This window comes from Planomicrobium okeanokoites (genome assembly GCF_003428875.1).
GTDB classification, from domain to species: domain Bacteria; phylum Bacillota; class Bacilli; order Bacillales_A; family Planococcaceae; genus Planococcus; species Planococcus okeanokoites.
Window position 1 is genome coordinate 683648 of the sequence record NZ_QQRS01000001.1, and the last position, 17755, is coordinate 701402.

Below are 17755 nucleotides of genomic sequence, written 5' to 3' on the forward strand. Positions count from 1 at the left end.
AAATGCAAATAAAGAAAAGCGGAGACGGCCGTTCAGCTCCGTCAGGCTTAAGATGAACTTCCGAAGCGGCGCTTTCTGCCGCATAGGAAGAGCAGCTTAAGACCGAGGAGTTGGCCGTTGGAGTCTGGACAATAAAGAAAAGCGACGGTGAAGAGATGGCCCAATGTTTGTGAGCCCATCTCTTTGCGACGAAGCAGCGCAGCGATACAGGAGCAGCCAGCAAATAATGTACAACTCAAAAAAAGAGCCGTCGCATTGACGGCTCTTTGGTCTGTATGATTAACGCTCACCTTTGATATAAGGTTTACCGTTCGCTTTCGGCGCGTTCGCCTTGCCGATAAAGCCGGCTAGTGCAAGTATTGTCAGCACATATGGCAATATCAGAAGGAATACATTTGGTATTTCCTGAATGTAAGGAATGGATGAACCAGCGATACTTAATGATTGAGCGAGTCCGAAGAACAAAGCGGCTCCCATCGCACCTAGTGGATGCCATTTCCCGAAGATCATCGCGGCAAGCGCCATGAATCCTTGTCCATTGATTGTGGCATGTCCGAAATCATTGGAAATGGTTTGTGCGTAGATGGCACCGCCGATTCCTGCAAGAGCACCGGAAATCATTACTGCGATATAACGCATTTTTGTTACATTGATCCCCATCGTGTCAGCCGCCATCGGATGTTCACCGACAGCTCTCAAACGGAGGCCGAAAGGTGTTTTATAAATGATGAACCAAGCAACGATCGCAACAGCTATCGCAAAGAATGATGTGTTATAGATCGATTTGAAGAACAGATCTCCGATGAATGGAATGTCGGATAATACCGGCACATTATAACGCGCAAAGCGCTCGGTGATGAAATCCGTCTGCCCTTTACCGAAGATTTTTTTAACAAGGTACAGAGATAATGCGATAGCCAGCAAGTTGATGGCAACACCCGACACAACCTGATCCGCGCGGAACGAGATTGAAGCTACTGCGTGGAGCAATGACAGCAATAAGGCTGCTACCATTGCCGCTACAAGTGCCAGCCATGGAGTTGCACTGCCGAACGTATCCGCAAAGAACAAATTGAACAGGATGCCGGTAAAGGCACCGATGACCATCAAACCTTCAAGTCCGATATTGACGACACCGGATCTCGCGGAGAATACTCCGCCGATCGCGACAAGAATTAGCGGTGCAGCATAGAATATCGCCGAAGGAACGATGAAATACAAAGCTTCCAGGAAAGTCATATTACTTCGCCTCCTTCTTCTTATTTGCTGCCCGCAGCAACAGTAGGCGGATGATGTAGCCGGAAGCTACGAAGAATATAATTACAGCAATTACAATTTCAACGATTTCCAATGGGATTCCCGCTTCGTTCGGCATATTCAATGCACCATACTTCAGTGAACCGAATAATGTAGCCCCGAAAATAACACCAAGCGGTGTGTTCATTCCCAATAAGGCAACGGCAATCCCATCAAAACCGATTCCCGTGAAACCGCCTTTTGAAGATACATATTCAAATGTACCAAGCGCTTCCATCGATCCTGCCAATCCGGCGAAAGCACCAGAAATGACCATTGCCAGAATGATGTTTTTATTGACGTTCATACCTGCATATTCAGAAGCGTTCTGGTTGAAACCGACCGCTTTTAATTCATAGCCGAGTGTAGTCTTTTCAAGAATCAGCCACATCACACCGACCATGATCAGCGCCAGCAGGATGCCGTAATGCAGACGTGAAAATTCTGTCAGGTTCTGAAAGAACTCTGAACGGAGAGATGCGCTTGTGAAAATTCGTTCAGTCCGGTCTCCGCCGTCAGATACTGTTTTGATTAAAGCGTTCGTTACATGCAATGCGATATAGTTCATCATGATTGTCACGATTACTTCGTGTACACGGAACTTCGCTTTTAATAGGCCCGGTACAAACCCCCATAGCGCACCGGCAACTGCAGCTGCCAAGATTGCCAATGGCAAGTGGATTATTTTCGGCAGTTCTACAGCTACGCCTACATAAGCCGCTGCGAACCAACCGACGATCAATTGCCCTTCAACCCCGATATTGAAAAGTCCAGAGCGGAATGCAAATGCTACAGCAAGACCCGCAAGTAAGTATGGTGTAATTTGACGGAGAGTTTCTCCTATTGTATATAAATCCCCAAAGATTCCATTCCATAAAGCTGTATAGCCTATCAACGGGTTATATCCGCTGACCAGCATGATTATAGCTCCGACCAGCAAGCCCAGAATAACGGAAACAAGGGGGACCAGGATATTGGTGACTCTATTCGACATGCTGATCCTCACCTTCCTTCAATTCGCCTTTTTTATTGTCATCGATTTTATGGCCGGCCATCAACAGCCCGAGCTCCTGCTCCGTTGTTGTTTCCGGAGTCACAATATCAACGATCTCACCATCATGGATGACGGCGATCCGATCCGAGACGTTCATAACTTCATCAAGTTCAAATGAAATCAATAAGACAGCTTTGCCGTTATCGCGCTGTTCAATGAGACGGCTGTGTATGAATTCAATAGCCCCAACATCAAGTCCGCGTGTAGGCAAGGCGGCAATCAAAAGATCCGGATCGCGGTCAACTTCACGTCCGATGATCGCCTTTTGCTGGTTTCCGCCTGAAAGTGAACGGGCCAGTTCATGCGGCCCTTGTGTACGGACGTCAAAGTCAGCAATTATCTGTTTTGCTTTTTCGTTTATTTTGTTGTAGTCGATGATGCCATTTTTGGAGATCGGTGATTTATAGTAAGTTTGAAGTGCAATGTTATGGCCGATCGGGAAATCCAGAACCAGACCATGCTTATGGCGATCCTGCGGAATGTGCCCGACACCTGCTTCAGTCACTTTACGCGGTTTCAATCCGGTAACATCTTTTTCATTGATGAAAATTGTACCGCTTTTCACTTTTCTTAGACCTGTAATGGCTTCGATAAGTTCTGACTGTCCGTTACCGTCAATTCCTGCAATACCTACAATTTCACCTTTTCGCACATTCAGATTCAAGTTCTTCACTTTCGCGACTCCACGGTAATCAAGAACAACCAAATCACGGATATCCAACACTTCATCTTTAGGGAAGGCAGGACCTTTTTCTGTTTTGAATTCGACCTGGCGGCCAACCATCAGGGAAGCAAGTTCGTTCGGATTTGTATCTGCTGTAACGACTGTACCAATCCCTTGCCCTTTTCTGATAACAGTGACGCGATCGGATACATCCATGATCTCTTTCAGTTTATGGGTGATGAGAATGATCGATTTTCCTTCTGCGATCAGACGTTTCATGATCTGCACCAATTCAATGATTTCCTGCGGAGTCAAAGAAGCGGTCGGCTCATCGAAAATCAGGATTTCTGCCCCGCGGTAAAGCGTTTTCAATATTTCCACACGCTGCTGCATCCCAACTGAAATATCTTCGATGATTGCGTAAGGATCGACATTCAATCCGTATTGCTCTGATAATGCCTGTACTTTATCCGCTGCATCTTTTTTGTTTGTAACACCCATCTTGGTCGGTTCCGATCCAAGGATGATATTCTCTGTAACGGAAAAATTCTCGACCAGCATAAAGTGCTGGTGTACCATTCCAATCCCCAGGTCATTGGCTACGTTTGGGTTTGTGATGTCCACTTTTTTCCCACGGACTCGGATTTCTCCGCCTTCTGGCTGATAAAGACCAAAAAGGACGTTCATCAATGTCGATTTCCCAGCACCATTTTCTCCCAGCAAGGCATGGATTTCACCTTTTTGCAATTGCAGGGTGATGTTGTCATTAGCGACAAAGTTTCCGAACTCTTTTCGGATGTTCAGCATTTCAACAACATATTCCACTGTTTTCACTCCCTCGAAAACTGTTAAATTCTCTTTTATTAATTAATACAGGAAAGGTTTCCATATAAAAAACCTTTCATCTATTAATTTTTCTGTAAATTTAGGCGAAAAAAAATCATAAAGACCGGTTGAACCGGTCTTTATGAGAATGACCGTGAAAATTGAAGATTATTCCACAGTTTCTGGAACTGTAATATCACCATCAATAATCTGTTGCTTGAATTCTTCGATTTGCGTCATGATGTCTTCAGGAATAGCTCCACGTGAATCTGCAAGATCGATACCGTCGTCAGCAAGACCGTAAACAACAGTTTCGCCGCCTGGGAATTCTCCGTTCATTGCTTGTTCAGAGATGTTGAAAACTGCGTTGTCAACACGTTTAAGAACTGAAGTCAAAGTGATGTTTGCATCGCCGACTTGTCCTTCGTCATATTGGTCAGAGTCAACTCCGATTACCCAAACGTTTGCGTCTGCATCTGCTTCTTTACGTTCTTTAGCTTCAGTGAATACACCATTTCCAGTTCCGCCGGCAGCGTGGAAGATGATATCAGCTCCGCCTTGGTACATACGGTTTGCAGTAGTTTTACCTAATTCCGCTTTATCAAAAGCACCTGTGTATTGAACATCAACTTCTACGTCAGCATTAGCAGCTTCAACACCTGCAAGGAATCCAGCTTCGAAACGCTCGATTACAGGAATATCCATGCCGCCTACAAATCCGACTTTGCCTGTTTCAGTCATAAGAGCAGCCGCAACACCTGCAAGGAAAGCACCTTCTTGTTCTTTGAACAATACGCTAGCAACGTTATCAGCTTCAACTACAGCATCAATGATAGCGATTTGAGCATCTGGCTGTTGTGCAGCGATTTCAGCTACTGCGCCTTCCATCAGGAATCCGATACCGAAAACGACATCGAAGTCACGGCGGATCAAGTTGTTCAAGTTTGTGTTGTAGTCTGCATCACTTTGTGACTGGAGGTAGTCAAATCCGCCGTCACCTTTTTCAAGTCCGTTCTCTTCACCGAATTTCTGAAGACCTTCCCAAGCTGACTGGTTGAATGATTTGTCATCGACACCGCCGACGTCAGTAACCATTGCTACCGAAAAGTCACTTGTTTCTTCAGTGCCTTCTCCGCCTTCTCCGCCGTTTCCAGTGTCAGTTGAAGAAGTGTCTTCGTCGCTTCCGCAAGCAGCAAGCATTGTACCTGCAGCCAGCATAAGTGAAAGACCTAGACCAAATTTACGTTTTGTCAATGTAATAACCCCCAAGGTTTTTTTGATATTAGCAGGAATAGTTTGTTTTACACACGTTTTCGAACTACATGGAAACTGAATTTATCAGCTCTGAAATAGTTCTTCGAATAAAGCACCACTTGATCGTCTGTATCATAATGGAGCTGTTTTAATACCAACAATGCAGTTTCAGGATCGGTTTCCAAAATCGGAGACGCATCTTCATGGTAGCCGACCGGATCGATATACGTCACTGCATAACTAATATGTGTTTCTCCACTTTCCTCTATTGCGGAGAAAATGGAGCTTTCGGCACGACCCAGGAAATCTTCCGGCAAAAAGCTGGAAAGAACTTTGTCGATGCAATAAACGACAGGTTCACCATTCGCTGTCCGTACCCTTTCAATTGTAATTACTGAATCTTCAGGATTGCAATGTAAGCGTTTTATATCGTCCTCAGAAGCAAGGCTTTCGGAAGTACTCAGATAAATCGAACCAGGTTCCATACCGGCCTGCCTGATTGTCTCCGAGACACTTGTCAATTGTTCGATCCCTGATGTAAATAAGGGTTTCGGATTAACAAATGTACCGACGCCATGTCTTCTTACTATAATATTATCCTCTTCCAGCAGCCTGAGCGCTTCCCGTAAGGTGGCGCGGCTGACCCCAAGTGTTTTCGCCAATTCGAATTCGGAAGGCAACTTTTCTTTCTCTTTGTATATTCCGGCAGCAATATCCTGCTTCATCCGATCGATCACTTGGAGATACAATGCCCGATGATCCGATTTAATTGTCATACGATTCACCACCAATGACAGAGATCAGACATCTGATGTAAAACATTCCTACTAATCAAAATTACTATAACACTTATTTCCACCGAAATAAATAGTGTTTTGTCGAATTTCGCGAATTTTTCAGTCTGAAGCCTTGTATGATGTGCGTAATATGTCACGAAATTTTTGTTCTTGTTTAATATTCTTCCTGCTTTTGAACTAAAACAGTGCGAGGCTTGCTGCCTTCATAAGGGCCAACCACTCCACGCTGCTCCATTTGATCGATGATCCGGGCAGCGCGGGAATAACCCACACGGAAGCGGCGCTGCAGCATCGATACGGAAGCAGTCTGCATCTCGGTCACCAATTGCACCGCTTCATCATAAATTTCATCCGTTTCTTCATCAATGCTGGTTTCTTCCACATCGGACGGAATCATATCCTCTTGGTACTGTGCTTTCTGCTGCTCAATGGCAAAGTCGACGATTTTCTCCACTTCACTGTCTGAAAGAAACGCTCCTTGCACCCGGACCGGTTTGGATTGACCGGCCCCCAGAAACAGCATGTCTCCGCGGCCAAGCAATTTCTCTGCTCCACCCATATCCAAAATCGTCCGCGAATCGATGGCGGATGATACCGCGAATGCAATGCGTGATGGAATATTGGCTTTGATAACGCCCGTTATTACGTTGACGCTTGGTCGCTGAGTCGCGATGATCAAGTGGATACCGGCTGCCCGCGCCATTTGTGCCAATCGGGTGATGGCATCTTCCACTTCGTTCGAAGCGACCATCATCAGATCGGCGAGCTCATCGACGATTACGACGATGAATGGCAATTTCGGGTGTTTGTCTTCATTTTCTTCATTAAACACTCTTACATATTCGTTATAGCCTTCGATATTTCTTGTTCCGGTATGGGAGAACAATTCATAACGGCGCTCCATTTCAGAAACGATTTTCTTCAATGCCTGCGCTGCTTTGCGCGGATCGGTTACGACCGGCGCCAATAGATGCGGAATGCCATTATAGACATTCAGCTCAACCATTTTTGGGTCGATCATCATCATTTTCACTTCGTGAGGTTTTGCACGCATGATAATACTTGTGATAATGCCGTTGATACAAACTGATTTCCCGCTCCCGGTCGAACCTGCTACAAGCAGATGGGGCATCTTATTCAGTTCTGTCATGACCGCTTGTCCTGTGACGTCACGTCCCAGACCGAAGAGCAGTTTAGAATCCGGTTTATTGTTTTCTTCTGATTCCAGTACTTCACGCAGGCTGACGACTGCCACTGTGGAGTTCGGAACTTCGATGCCAATGGCGGATTTGCCTGGAATCGGAGCTTCAATCCGAATATCCCTTGCAGCGAGGGCAAGTGCCAAATCATCGTGCAGGCTGACAATTTTACTGACTTTCACGCCGGTGTCAGGCAAGACTTCATATTTTGTGACAGCAGGTCCCAAATGCACTTGCGTCACTTTCGCCCGCACACCAAAACTCTGGAATGTTTTCTCCAGTTTTTTTGCATTTTTCTGGATGCCGGAATATTCCCCGCTTTGATCACTGTGCGGCGGCAGCGTAAGAAGGTCGATTGGCGGAAGCTGGTACTCCTCGTTTTCCATCTCTTCCGCCGTCGTCAGCAATTGCACTTCCCCGGATGAATCTGATTCCTCGGTTTTCGGCTCCACTTGTTTTATAGGTTCCGCCTGTTTCGGTTTCACATTTTCGGTAAATGCGGAAATGATCGGTTCCTGAGGTGTTTCGATATAAACCGAATCATCTGTGTAACCATAAGAATTTGTGTTGGCATCTTCATCGTAGGACTGGATCTCCTCTTGGGTGCCATTCGCTTCTTCTGCTCTATTATTTGGTTTAGCTTTCTTGCTTTTATTCGCGGGACGGCTGAACCGCTGCCCGATTGACTGTAAAACAGGGCGGAAACTCGGAACTTTTTCAGCGATGAATGGTGCTGCCACTTTTCCTGTCAGTATAATCATTCCGATGGACAGCAGAATTAACGCAATTATCCAGGTGCCTGCCGTTTCAAACAGCACATGCATCATCGCATACAGCATAGCACCGACAATTCCTCCGCCAACAGCCGTATATTCCGTCCAGATGGTGCCGCTGACCTGAATCGAATTAACGGTTTCCCCCATCACATTTGCGGAAGTGATCGGCAAAATTGAACCTGCTGCCCAAATCAGATGGCAAATGAGGAAGACGCCGGTCATCAAAAAGAGGGTCCCCATCGTCTTGCGGAATTGCGGCTTCGGCCATGTCCGCCTTACCATGATGAAAACCGCTAAGGCCACCAGCACCAGAGGTATCAGAAAGGCCAGATAGCCTGTCAGATACTCGGCGGTATTATAGAATAACCGTCCCACTCTCCCTAACTGGAATGCCATCAAGGCAGCTATGCCCAGCATCACGATGCCGAAAATTTCAAAATAGACGGCTGGCATCTGTTGATTATTCTTTTTCTTGGCTTTCGGTTTTACAGTCTTCTTCTTTTTCTTTTTCAACTCACTGCGAGGCATTTCGTTCCCCCATTTCCTATGTAATCGAAAAAGGATTTCCCCCGATAGTTCGGTATGGAAATCCTTTTCCTTTTTCTCTATCTTAATATTCCATAATAATCGGGATGATCATTGGACGGCGTTTCGTTTGCTGGAACAGATAGGAATTCAATGTGTCCCGAATTTCCTGTTTGATGTTATTCCATTCGAATGTATCACGCGCTACGTATTTTTCAACAACTTTTGTCACCAATTTCGCCGATTCATCCATCAGCTCTTCTGATTCGCGTACATAAACGAATCCGCGGGATATCATTTCCGGACCGGAAGCAATTTTCTTCTGTTTGCGGTTCAAGGTTACAACGACAATGAAAATGCCATCCTGTGAAAGCAATTTACGGTCGCGCAGGACGATATTCCCGACATCACCGATTCCGATGCCGTCGATTAATACATTTCCTGCCGTCACTCTTCCGCTCATGCGGACTTTGCCTGCTTTATATTCCACGATATCCCCTTTATCGGCGATAAAGATTTCGGATTTGTGCAAACCGACCTGCTGAGCCAATTTGGAATGGGCAATCAGCATTTTGTATTCTCCCTGGATCGGGATGAAATACTTCGGCTTCATCATGTTCAGCATCATCTTCAAGTCTTCCTGGCTGCCGTGGCCGGATACGTGGACTTTTTTACTGGATGTCAGCACATGCGCGCCGGCTTTAGCCAGTTTGTTCATCGTTTGATACATTGGAACTTCCATTCCCGGTGATGGGGTGAAAGTGATCAGCACCGTATCCGTCTCTTTGATGCGGACGTCTTTATGCTGTTTGCGCACCATTTTATCCAAAGCTTCCAATGGTTCCCCCTGGTTGCCTGTAACGATGATGACAATTTCTTCGTCTCGATGGTCATCCAGTTCTTTCAGGGAGATCACTGTATCTTCACCGGCGTCCAAATATCCGAGGCGAACACCAACTTCATAGCTGCTTTCAAGACTTTTCCCTACTACTGCAACTTTTTTGCCGGTTGCCCGGGCAATATCGAAAACCTGCTGGATACGGATGAAGTTTGATGAATAAAGCGACACCAATATTCTTCCTTCCGCTTTACGGAATTCTGATTGAAGGTGGTCGGCAACAACTATTTCGGAAGTCGTGTAGCCAGGACGTTCCGCTTCAGTGGAATCGGACAATAGCATAAGTACGCCATCCTCGCCCAATTTAGCCATTTTAGCGATATCCGGACGGTAACTGCCTTTAGCCGACTGGTCAAACTTAAATTCGCCTGTATGGACAATGGCACCTTCGGAAGTATGGAAAACGATGCCAAGCGCATCAGGTATGCTGTGTGTCGTATGGAAGAACGTCACATGCGTTGTGTCAAAATTCATACGGCTCTTGTTTGTCACTTCGAAAAATTTCACTTGTTTCAAAGAACCCTGTTCTTTAACATGTTCTTTTGCAAGGCCGATTGTCAATTTCGAACCATAGACAGGAGCCTGCACTTTCTTCAGCAAATAGGCGATGGAGCCAATTGCGTCTTCATGGCCGTGTGTAAGGAAAATCCCTTTGACACGGTCCTTGTTCTCTTCCAGATACGTTACATCCGGAATGACGATATCCACTCCGAGCATTTCATCTTCCGGGAACATCAATCCGCTGTCGACCACAAAAATATCTTCGTCGATTTCAATAACGTACATTGCTTTGCCGATTTCTCCGACGCCGCCTAAAGGTATTACTCTGATGATTTCATTTTTAATTTTACTCAATTTATTTCCTCCTAAAAAAATTCGCCCGTACACATCCATAAAATTCATTATACGGGAATTGAACTTAACAGTCCAAAGAAAAAATAAACCGGCGTGGCGGCCGGTTCATTTTTTGAGGTCAGATTATTTTTTCTTCGATCAGCGCTTCTGCAATTTGAACTGAGTTCAATGCTGCGCCCTTCACTAAATTGTCTGAGACCACCCATAAATGGAAGCCATGCGGATTATCCAGATCCGGACGGATGCGGCCGACAAAAACTTCATCAAGTCCCGCAGCCATAAGCGGCATCGGATACAATTGCTGTGATGGATCGTCCTTCAATTCCACTCCCGGAGCAGCCGCAATGGCCTCCTTCACTTCCTGGAGCGTCGGAGCTGCCTCTAACTCTACATAGACAGATTCCGAATGGCCTGTAACCACCGGCAGCCGCACACAGGTCGCTGCTACTGAAAGGTTGTTGTCATGCATGATTTTTTTCGTTTCATTGATCATTTTCATTTCCTCAAGCGTATAGCCATTGTCAGCAAAAACATCAATCTGAGGTATTGCATTATATGCAATCGGATAATGTTTCTTGGCTGATTTAACCGGAAGCATTTTAGCGTCAGCATTCACTGCCTGATCGAACCCTGCGTCAGCCTGATGTTTCAATTCATTGATTGCATCTATTCCAGCACCTGATACTGCCTGATATGTAGAAACGACAATCTTCGCCAAGCCGAATTGCTCTTTTAACGGCTGCAGCGCGCAGACCATCTGGATGGTCGAGCAGTTCGGATTTGAAATGATCCCTTTATGAAGTGACAAGTCGCTTTTGTTGACCTCAGGCACGACCAGCGGAACTTCGGGATCCATCCGGAACGCACTCGTATTATCGATGACAATCGCTCCGCGCTTCACAGCCTCCGGAGCAAACTTCTCGGATACGCTGCCGCCTGCGCTGAAGAGGGCGATGTCTATCCCTTCAAATGATTCCGGCACCGCTTCTTCCACTGTATAGGTATTGCCTTTAAAATCTATTTTACTGCCCGCAGAACGGCTGGATGACAGGAAACGGATTTCGTTTACAGGGAACCCGCGCTTTTCCAATTGATCCTTCATTTGCTGACCAACGGCTCCTGTTGCCCCCATGATTGCTACGTTATAGGTTTTCACTCGACTCTCTCCTTCAATGATAATTTGGATTATTGTATCATAATTCAGCTCTCTGCCGCATTAAAACATTGAAAAAGCATCCTCAATTTTAAGAGGATGCTTCTTTTGAACGTATGATTGATAATGCCGGTCCCTGTTGGAGCAGTTCCAATGTGTACTGAACTTTCTCCATCGATACGCCTTCAATTTTCTTCAGGACATCCTCAAAGGATATATGCCTGCCCATGAGCAGTTCATGCTTGCCGTTGCGGCTCATGCGTGAGCTGGTACTTTCCATCCCAAGCAGCAGATTGCCTTTGAACTGCTCTTTGGAATCATCCACTTCCAGCTGTGTCAGGCCGTCCGACTGCATATGACGAATCGATTCCATGATTTTTTCCTGGAGTTCCGGCAGCTGCTCATTTGATGTACCGCCGTAAATCGCAAGAGTGCCGTGGTCCGAATAAGCTGAGTGATAGGAATAAATCGAGTAAGCGAGCCCCCGCTCCTCCCTGATTTCCTGAAACAGCCTGGATGACATCGTGCCTCCCAGAATATTGTTCATCACTGCTAAATCGTAAAGATGTGGATCGTTAATTGACATCCCCAGAAAGCCTAAGCAAAGATGCCCTTGTTCAATATCTTTGTATTTAATTGACTTTCCTGGAATGAACACAGGTTCTGTATAGTTTTTTTGCTGCCGGACTTTACGGAAGCTGCCAAAAAGTTCTTGGATTTTCCCGATTAATTCAGGCTTTATATTCCCCGCCACTGACACGACAGTATTCGATGGGATGTAAAATCTGTCCATGAAAACTCGGATCAGTTCAGCGTCAAAAGTCTGCAGAGTCTCTTCTGTCCCCAGGATCGGTGCACCGATGGAATGTCCAGGATACATTACCCGCCATAACTGCTCATGTACATCATCATCCGCCATATCTTCGGTCATGCTTATTTCCTCAAGCACCACTTGCCTTTCCCGTTCGATTTCAACAGGGTCCATGCTGGAATTGAAATACATGTCCGCCAATATTTCGACTGCGCGATCCGCATGTTCATCGATAACTTTGGCGTAATAACAGGTATACTCTTTTGAAGTATAGGCATTGATGTCTCCACCGATACGGTCGAATTCCCTGGCAATATCCTTTGCGCTCCGGGTGGGTGTGCCCTTGAACAGCATATGCTCGATAAAATGGGTCATGCCATTCTCTTCGGGGCTTTCATCACGCGATCCGACCTTGACGAATATTCCGACTGCTACAGATCTGAAATGCGGAATCTGTTCTGAAACGATCCGTAAACCGTTTTCACAAGTATAAGTATCTGCCACTCTTTAAATCCCTCCAATAAGAAAAGCGTAAGCGCCCGTTAAGCGGTGAAGTCTAGACAAAACTCCGCTCCTCCATAGTTCTTTAAAAACTAAATAAATCTATTTTCTTTTAAGAAATAAGAAAAAAATTGCCAACTTTCGTCGGCAATTTTCATTTACTCTTGATTAGCTTTTTCAGCTTGTTCTTTTTCTTCTTTCAGGACAATCTTGCGTGACAGGTTGACTCGGCCTTGACGGTCGATTTCAATGACTTTCACTTTTACAACTTGATCCATTTTGAGGACATCTTCAACTTCCTTCGTCCGTTCTTCCTGGATTTCAGAAATATGAAGCAAGCCGTCTTTGCCTGGGAACAGTTCAACGAATGCGCCGAATTTCTCGATCCGTTTCACTTTACCTTCGTAATATTCCCCAACTTTCGCTTCGCGTACGATGTTTTCGATCATCGCTTTCGCTTTCGCGTTCATTTCTTCATCAACAGAAGAAATAAAGATGGTGCCGTCTTGTTCTGTATCAATTTTGACGCCTGTTTCGTCAATGATCTTATTGATCACTTTACCGCCCGGTCCGATTACGTCGCGGATCTTATCAGGGTTGATCTTAACCATGATGATCTTCGGCGCAAATTTGGACAATTGCTCTCTCGGTTCAGAAATTGTCGCAATCATCGATTCAAGAATATGGATACGCCCAATTTTCGCCTGTGTCAAAGCCTCTTTCAGGATTTGACGGGACAAGCCATCAATTTTGATATCCATTTGAAGTGCTGTGATGCCTTCAGCAGTTCCGGCAACTTTAAAGTCCATGTCACCCAAGTGGTCTTCCATTCCCTGAATGTCGGACAATACTGTGTAATTTTCACCTTTTTTGACAAGCCCCATTGCAATACCTGCTACAGGCGCTTTCAAAGGAACACCAGCGTCCATCATTGCAAGAGTTGAAGCACAGATACTTGCCTGAGAAGTTGATCCGTTTGATTCCAGAACTTCTGCTACAAGACGGATTGTATATGGGAATTCTTTTTCATTCGGAATAACCGCTTCAAGGGCACGTTCCCCAAGAGCCCCGTGTCCGATTTCACGGCGGCCCGGTCCACGAAGGAATCCAGTTTCACCGACAGAGAACAACGGGAAGTTGTAATGATGCATAAAACGTTTTGTGTCTTCGATGCCAAGGCCATCGATAATCTGTACGTCGCCAAGTGCCCCAAGCGTACAAATGCTCATCGCCTGTGTTTGTCCACGTGTAAACAAACCAGAACCGTGCGTGCGTGCCAGCAATCCGACTTCTGATGACAATGGACGGATCTCTGATGGACCGCGCCCGTCAGGACGGATTTTTTCATCCGTGATCAAACGGCGAACTTCATCTTTGACCATCTTATCAAGGATTTGTCCCGCTTGTTTTTTAACATCATCAGCTGATTCTTCGTATTGTGCCATAACGCGTTTTTTGATTTCGTCGATCGCTTCGTTGCGCGCCTGCTTTTCATTGATCTGAACAGCAGTGTTCAACTCTGCTTCCACTTGGCCTTTGATCGTTGAAGAAAGCTCTGCATCCAATTCGTATAATTGGATTTCAGATTTTTCTTTCCCGACTTCAGCTGCAATCTCTTCCTGGAACGCAATCAATTTCTTGATCTCTTCGTGTCCGAACATGATTGCTTCAAGAATGATTTCTTCCGATACTTCTTTCGCTCCCGCTTCAACCATATTGATGGCATCTTTCGTGCCTGCCACTGTCAGGTTGATGGAACTTTTCTCAAGCTGATCGTTTGTCGGATTGATAATGTATTCACCGTCGATCAAACCAACGATAACGCCGGCAATCGGACCGTCGAACGGAATATCCGAAATCATTAACGACAATGAAGATCCGAACATTGCAGCCATTTCAGAAGGGCAATCCTGGTCAACGGACATAACCATGGAGATTACCTGCACTTCATTACGGAAGCCATCAGGGAATAAAGGACGGATCGGACGGTCGATAAGACGGCTCGTCAAAGTCGCTTTTTCAGAAGGACGGCCTTCACGTTTGATGAAGCCTCCTGGTATTTTACCGACAGCATAAAGCCGTTCTTCGTAGTTGACAGTCAACGGGAAGAAATCCAAAGGCTTCGGCGTTTTGGAAGCTGTGGACGTAGACAGTACTGCTGTATCGCCATAACGGATCAATGCTGCTCCGTTTGCCTGCTTAGCCAATTGGCCAACTTCGACCTGCAATTCGCGGCCTGCCCAATCGAATTTGTAAACCTTTTTAGTTTGCTCCATAATCGAGCTCCTCTCTCTTTCAAGATATAGACAATTTTATGTATCCATTACTAGTAGTGTATCAAAAAAGCATACGCTGTGCATGCAAGCGGAAAATTTTATCCATAAAGAAAAAGCGGGACGAATCCCGCTTTCACTGATTGCTATTATCGGCGTAGGCCAAGTCTTGCGATTAATTCGCGGTAACGAGCTACGTCGTTTTCGCGAAGGTATTTCAACAAGTTACGACGGCGTCCAACCATTTTGAATAGACCACGACGTGAGTGATGATCTTTTTTGTGAGTACGTAAGTGCTCATTCAAGTTGTTGATGTCTTCTGTAAGAATGGCGATTTGAATTTCTGCAGACCCAGTATCTGTGTCATGCACTTTGTATTCATTGATCAATTCATTTTTACGTTCTTGAGTAATTGCCATACTGTTTCCACCTCCTAATTTCTGATAGCCCCAATTACCGAGCAAACGTTGGTGATTCGATTGCCAAGCAACGGTTAGTACATTCAGTACTCATAAATCATAGCACACGGCAATTTGAAAATCAACCGATCTTCCCGCTTGATATCATCCAGCGAAAAACGTGATGGCTTCCTGTTTATCTTTTTCAATTTGCGCTTTCAGTTCATCGATGCCGGAAAACTTCTTTTCGTCCCTGATTCTTTTATGCCAATCGACCGTTACCCGTTCGCCGTATATATCTTTATCAAAATTAAATATATGCACTTCAATTACGAGCTGCTTGTGGTCCGGATCATTGAAAGTCGGTTTATAGCCTACATTGCAGACCCCGTCATATAGTTCGTCCTGGACATGAAGACGGACAGCGTAGACGCCTCTGCCTGGTATGAACGTCCCCAGATCAGGTTCCACATTTGCAGTCGGAAACCCGATGGTGCGCCCTCTTTTATCGCCATTCACAACCGTACCGGAAACTTTGAATGGGCGCCCTGATAAACGGCATACTTCTTCGATTTCACCCGATTTCAAATGATTGCGGATGCGGGTGGAACTGATTTTTTCCTGGCCGTCTTCCAATTTCCCGATGACACTTACGCCAAACTGTCCATCCGAATAGCTCTGCATCAGATCCATAGATCCCTGGCCTTTTGCGCCGAATGAAAAATCAAAACCGGCAGTCACATGGACAACCCCAAGATCTTCGATAAAATGGCTGATGAATTGTTCCGGCTGCAATTGCGCAAAGTCAGACGTAAAACGGACGATGAAACAAACATCGATATCCATACCATTAAGTATTTCCATTTTTTGCTGCATAGGCGTTATGTAGAACACTTCTTCCTTCCGGCCGCCTAAAACCAGTGAAGGATGTGGATCGAAAGTCATTACAGCAGATTTCACACCTAATTCCTGCGCTTTTTCTACAGCTTCTCCGATTACTTTCTGATGCCCTTTATGAACTCCATCAAAGAAGCCGAGTGCCATGGATAGCGGGCCCAACTCTTCTTCCGGCTTCATATGGTTGGGATAATTCAAATGGAAGATTTTCATTTTACACCTCGTCTTCTGTCGGCAGACCGAACATTTTTTCCGGTTTCATTTTCCCCTTTTTCTCCGGATGTTTCTTATACAGTGCAAAAGGGTTGTCGTTCAATGTAAAAACAAGCAATTCATTTTTCTCCAATAAAGGATGCATATCCATAACTTGCCCATTTTTCATTGCAAAAACCATTTTCGGGTCAACTTCCACTGAAGGAAAGGCGCTTAACCCATACATCAACGGTTTCAAGAAACGTCCGATAGTTCCATTTTGAGCAATCTCATCAACCTGTGCAAGCGTTAAGCAATCTGCTTGTTTAAATTTGCCTGATTCGGTTCTTGTCAATTTCGACATATGGGCGGGGTAGCCAAGAGCCTCGCCTATTTGCACGGCAAGCGTCCGGATATATGTGCCTTTGCCACATTGGATGCGGATGCGGAAATGGATATCGGTACCGGTCCATTCTGCGGCGTTGTCCAACAGCTCAATTGAGTCAATCCACGCTTTTCTGACCGGCCGCTCGACCGCTATACCGGCTCTTGCGTATTCATATAGTTTTTTGCCATTCACTTTTACTGCAGAATACATTGGCGGAATCTGAGTAATCTCACCAGTCAGGCTATCCAATGCCGTCAGCAATTCCTGACGGGTAATTTTTTTCTCCTGCCCATTTCGTTCCACCACTTCACCAGTGGCATCTTCTGTTTCAGTCGAAAAGCCGATTGCCACTTCAGCTTCGTAGGTTTTTCCTTGATTCGTGATGTATTCCGCCACTTTTGTGGTGTTCCCTATACAAATCGGCAAAACCCCGTCCACTTCAGGATCCAGCGTGCCGGTATGGCCCACTTTTTTTGTTTTCAATATTTTACGCAATTTAAAAACACAATCATGCGAAGTCATGCCTTTTTCTTTCCACAAAGGAAGTATTCCGTTAATGGCCATTTCTTTCAACCCCTTACTGATATGTAAAAAAGCCTGCAATCTAAGAAATAGACAGCAGGCCTGGTTTTATTGTTCGTCTTTCGGTTCTTTGATATCCCGCAGCAGACTGTCGATCCGATTTCCGTATGCCACTGAAGTATCGAATTCAAATGATAGTTCAGGCGTTTTGCGCAAACGGATACGCTGGCCGATTTCTGAACGGATAAATCCTTTGGATTTCGATAAGCCGAGCAATGTCTGCTCTTTTGCAGCATCATCACCCAATACACTGATATAAACTGTCGCTTGTTGGAGATCTCCGGTAACTTCTACATCCGTTACCGTGACAAATCCGATTCGCGGATCTTTCAGCTTGCGGCTGATGATATCGCTGAGCTCTTTTTTCATTTGTTCGCCTACACGATTCGAGCGCATTGTCATTGCTTATTCACCTCG

The 17755-nt window shown here is 45.5% G+C and carries 14 protein-coding genes; all 14 read right to left on the minus strand.

The window, feature by feature from the left end; genetic code table 11:
* Positions 1 to 279: 279 nt before the first annotated feature.
* The 14 genes from D2910_RS03525 to rbfA all read right to left on the minus strand — a co-directional run bounded on the left by D2910_RS03525 (position 280) and on the right by rbfA (position 17740).
* A complete protein-coding gene (locus D2910_RS03525; RefSeq protein WP_117312413.1) occupies positions 280 to 1239 on the minus strand; it encodes an ABC transporter permease in 960 nt (319 codons plus the stop codon).
* Between the two features lies 1 nt (position 1240).
* Positions 1241 to 2290, minus strand: coding sequence for an ABC transporter permease (locus D2910_RS03530; RefSeq protein ID WP_084245344.1), 1050 nt, complete (start codon positions 2288 to 2290; stop codon positions 1241 to 1243).
* On the minus strand, positions 2280 to 3839 hold the full coding sequence (locus D2910_RS03535) for an ABC transporter ATP-binding protein (protein ID WP_084245342.1): 1560 nt from the start codon (positions 3837 to 3839) through the stop codon (positions 2280 to 2282). The genes D2910_RS03530 and D2910_RS03535 overlap by 11 nt, the downstream gene beginning before the upstream one ends.
* A 168-nt stretch (positions 3840 to 4007) precedes the next feature.
* On the minus strand, positions 4008 to 5093 hold the full coding sequence (locus tag D2910_RS03540) for a BMP family lipoprotein (protein ID WP_084245340.1): 1086 nt from the start codon (positions 5091 to 5093) through the stop codon (positions 4008 to 4010).
* Between the two features lie 47 nt (positions 5094 to 5140).
* Positions 5141 to 5869 carry a GntR family transcriptional regulator gene (locus tag D2910_RS03545; RefSeq protein WP_084245338.1) on the minus strand — a complete coding sequence of 243 codons (729 nt, stop codon included), beginning with the start codon at positions 5867 to 5869 and terminating at the stop codon, positions 5141 to 5143.
* Positions 5870 to 6044: 175 nt separating this feature from the next.
* A complete protein-coding gene (locus tag D2910_RS03550; protein WP_117312414.1) occupies positions 6045 to 8393 on the minus strand; it encodes an FtsK/SpoIIIE family DNA translocase in 2349 nt (782 codons plus the stop codon).
* A gap of 82 nt (positions 8394 to 8475) precedes the next feature.
* A complete protein-coding gene (locus D2910_RS03555) occupies positions 8476 to 10143 on the minus strand; it encodes a ribonuclease J (RefSeq protein WP_084245334.1) in 1668 nt (555 codons plus the stop codon).
* Between the two features lie 118 nt (positions 10144 to 10261).
* Positions 10262 to 11275, minus strand: a complete 1014-nt coding sequence (locus D2910_RS03560) for an aspartate-semialdehyde dehydrogenase (protein WP_240633549.1) — start codon at positions 11273 to 11275, stop codon at positions 10262 to 10264.
* A 112-nt stretch (positions 11276 to 11387) separates the two neighbouring features.
* Positions 11388 to 12611, minus strand: a complete 1224-nt coding sequence (locus tag D2910_RS03565) for a M16 family metallopeptidase (protein WP_117312416.1) — start codon at positions 12609 to 12611, stop codon at positions 11388 to 11390.
* Positions 12612 to 12766: 155 nt separating this feature from the next.
* Positions 12767 to 14884, minus strand: coding sequence for a polyribonucleotide nucleotidyltransferase (pnp, locus tag D2910_RS03570; RefSeq protein ID WP_117312417.1), 2118 nt, complete (start codon positions 14882 to 14884; stop codon positions 12767 to 12769).
* A 146-nt stretch (positions 14885 to 15030) separates the two neighbouring features.
* Complete coding sequence (rpsO, locus tag D2910_RS03575; protein WP_084245326.1) at positions 15031 to 15300, minus strand: 30S ribosomal protein S15; 270 nt, start codon at positions 15298 to 15300, stop codon at positions 15031 to 15033.
* A 144-nt stretch (positions 15301 to 15444) separates the two neighbouring features.
* Positions 15445 to 16389, minus strand: coding sequence for a bifunctional riboflavin kinase/FAD synthetase (locus D2910_RS03580; RefSeq protein ID WP_117312418.1), 945 nt, complete (start codon positions 16387 to 16389; stop codon positions 15445 to 15447).
* Position 16390: 1 nt separating this feature from the next.
* A complete protein-coding gene (gene truB / locus D2910_RS03585; protein ID WP_117312419.1) occupies positions 16391 to 17320 on the minus strand; it encodes a tRNA pseudouridine(55) synthase TruB in 930 nt (309 codons plus the stop codon).
* Between the two features lie 66 nt (positions 17321 to 17386).
* Positions 17387 to 17740 (minus strand): 30S ribosome-binding factor RbfA, encoded by a 354-nt coding sequence (rbfA, locus tag D2910_RS03590; RefSeq protein ID WP_084245320.1) that lies wholly within the window; start codon positions 17738 to 17740, stop codon positions 17387 to 17389.
* Positions 17741 to 17755: the final 15 nt, after the last annotated feature.

Coding starts and splice junctions, on each gene's coding strand:
- D2910_RS03525 (WP_117312413.1), bottom strand. CDS start 1,239: ATGACTTTCCTGGAAGCTTTGTATTTCATCGTTCCTTCGGCGATATTC.
- D2910_RS03530 (WP_084245344.1), bottom strand. CDS start 2,290: ATGTCGAATAGAGTCACCAATATCCTGGTCCCCCTTGTTTCCGTTATT.
- D2910_RS03545 (WP_084245338.1), bottom strand. CDS start 5,869: ATGACAATTAAATCGGATCATCGGGCATTGTATCTCCAAGTGATCGAT.
- D2910_RS03550 (WP_117312414.1), bottom strand. CDS start 8,393: ATGCCTCGCAGTGAGTTGAAAAAGAAAAAGAAGAAGACTGTAAAACCG.
- D2910_RS03560 (WP_240633549.1), bottom strand. CDS start 11,275: ATGGGGGCAACAGGAGCCGTTGGTCAGCAAATGAAGGATCAATTGGAA.
- pnp (WP_117312417.1), bottom strand. CDS start 14,884: ATGGAGCAAACTAAAAAGGTTTACAAATTCGATTGGGCAGGCCGCGAA.
- rpsO (WP_084245326.1), bottom strand. CDS start 15,300: ATGGCAATTACTCAAGAACGTAAAAATGAATTGATCAATGAATACAAA.
- D2910_RS03580 (WP_117312418.1), bottom strand. CDS start 16,389: ATGAAAATCTTCCATTTGAATTATCCCAACCATATGAAGCCGGAAGAA.
- truB (WP_117312419.1), bottom strand. CDS start 17,320: ATGGCCATTAACGGAATACTTCCTTTGTGGAAAGAAAAAGGCATGACT.
- rbfA (WP_084245320.1), bottom strand. CDS start 17,740: ATGACAATGCGCTCGAATCGTGTAGGCGAACAAATGAAAAAAGAGCTC.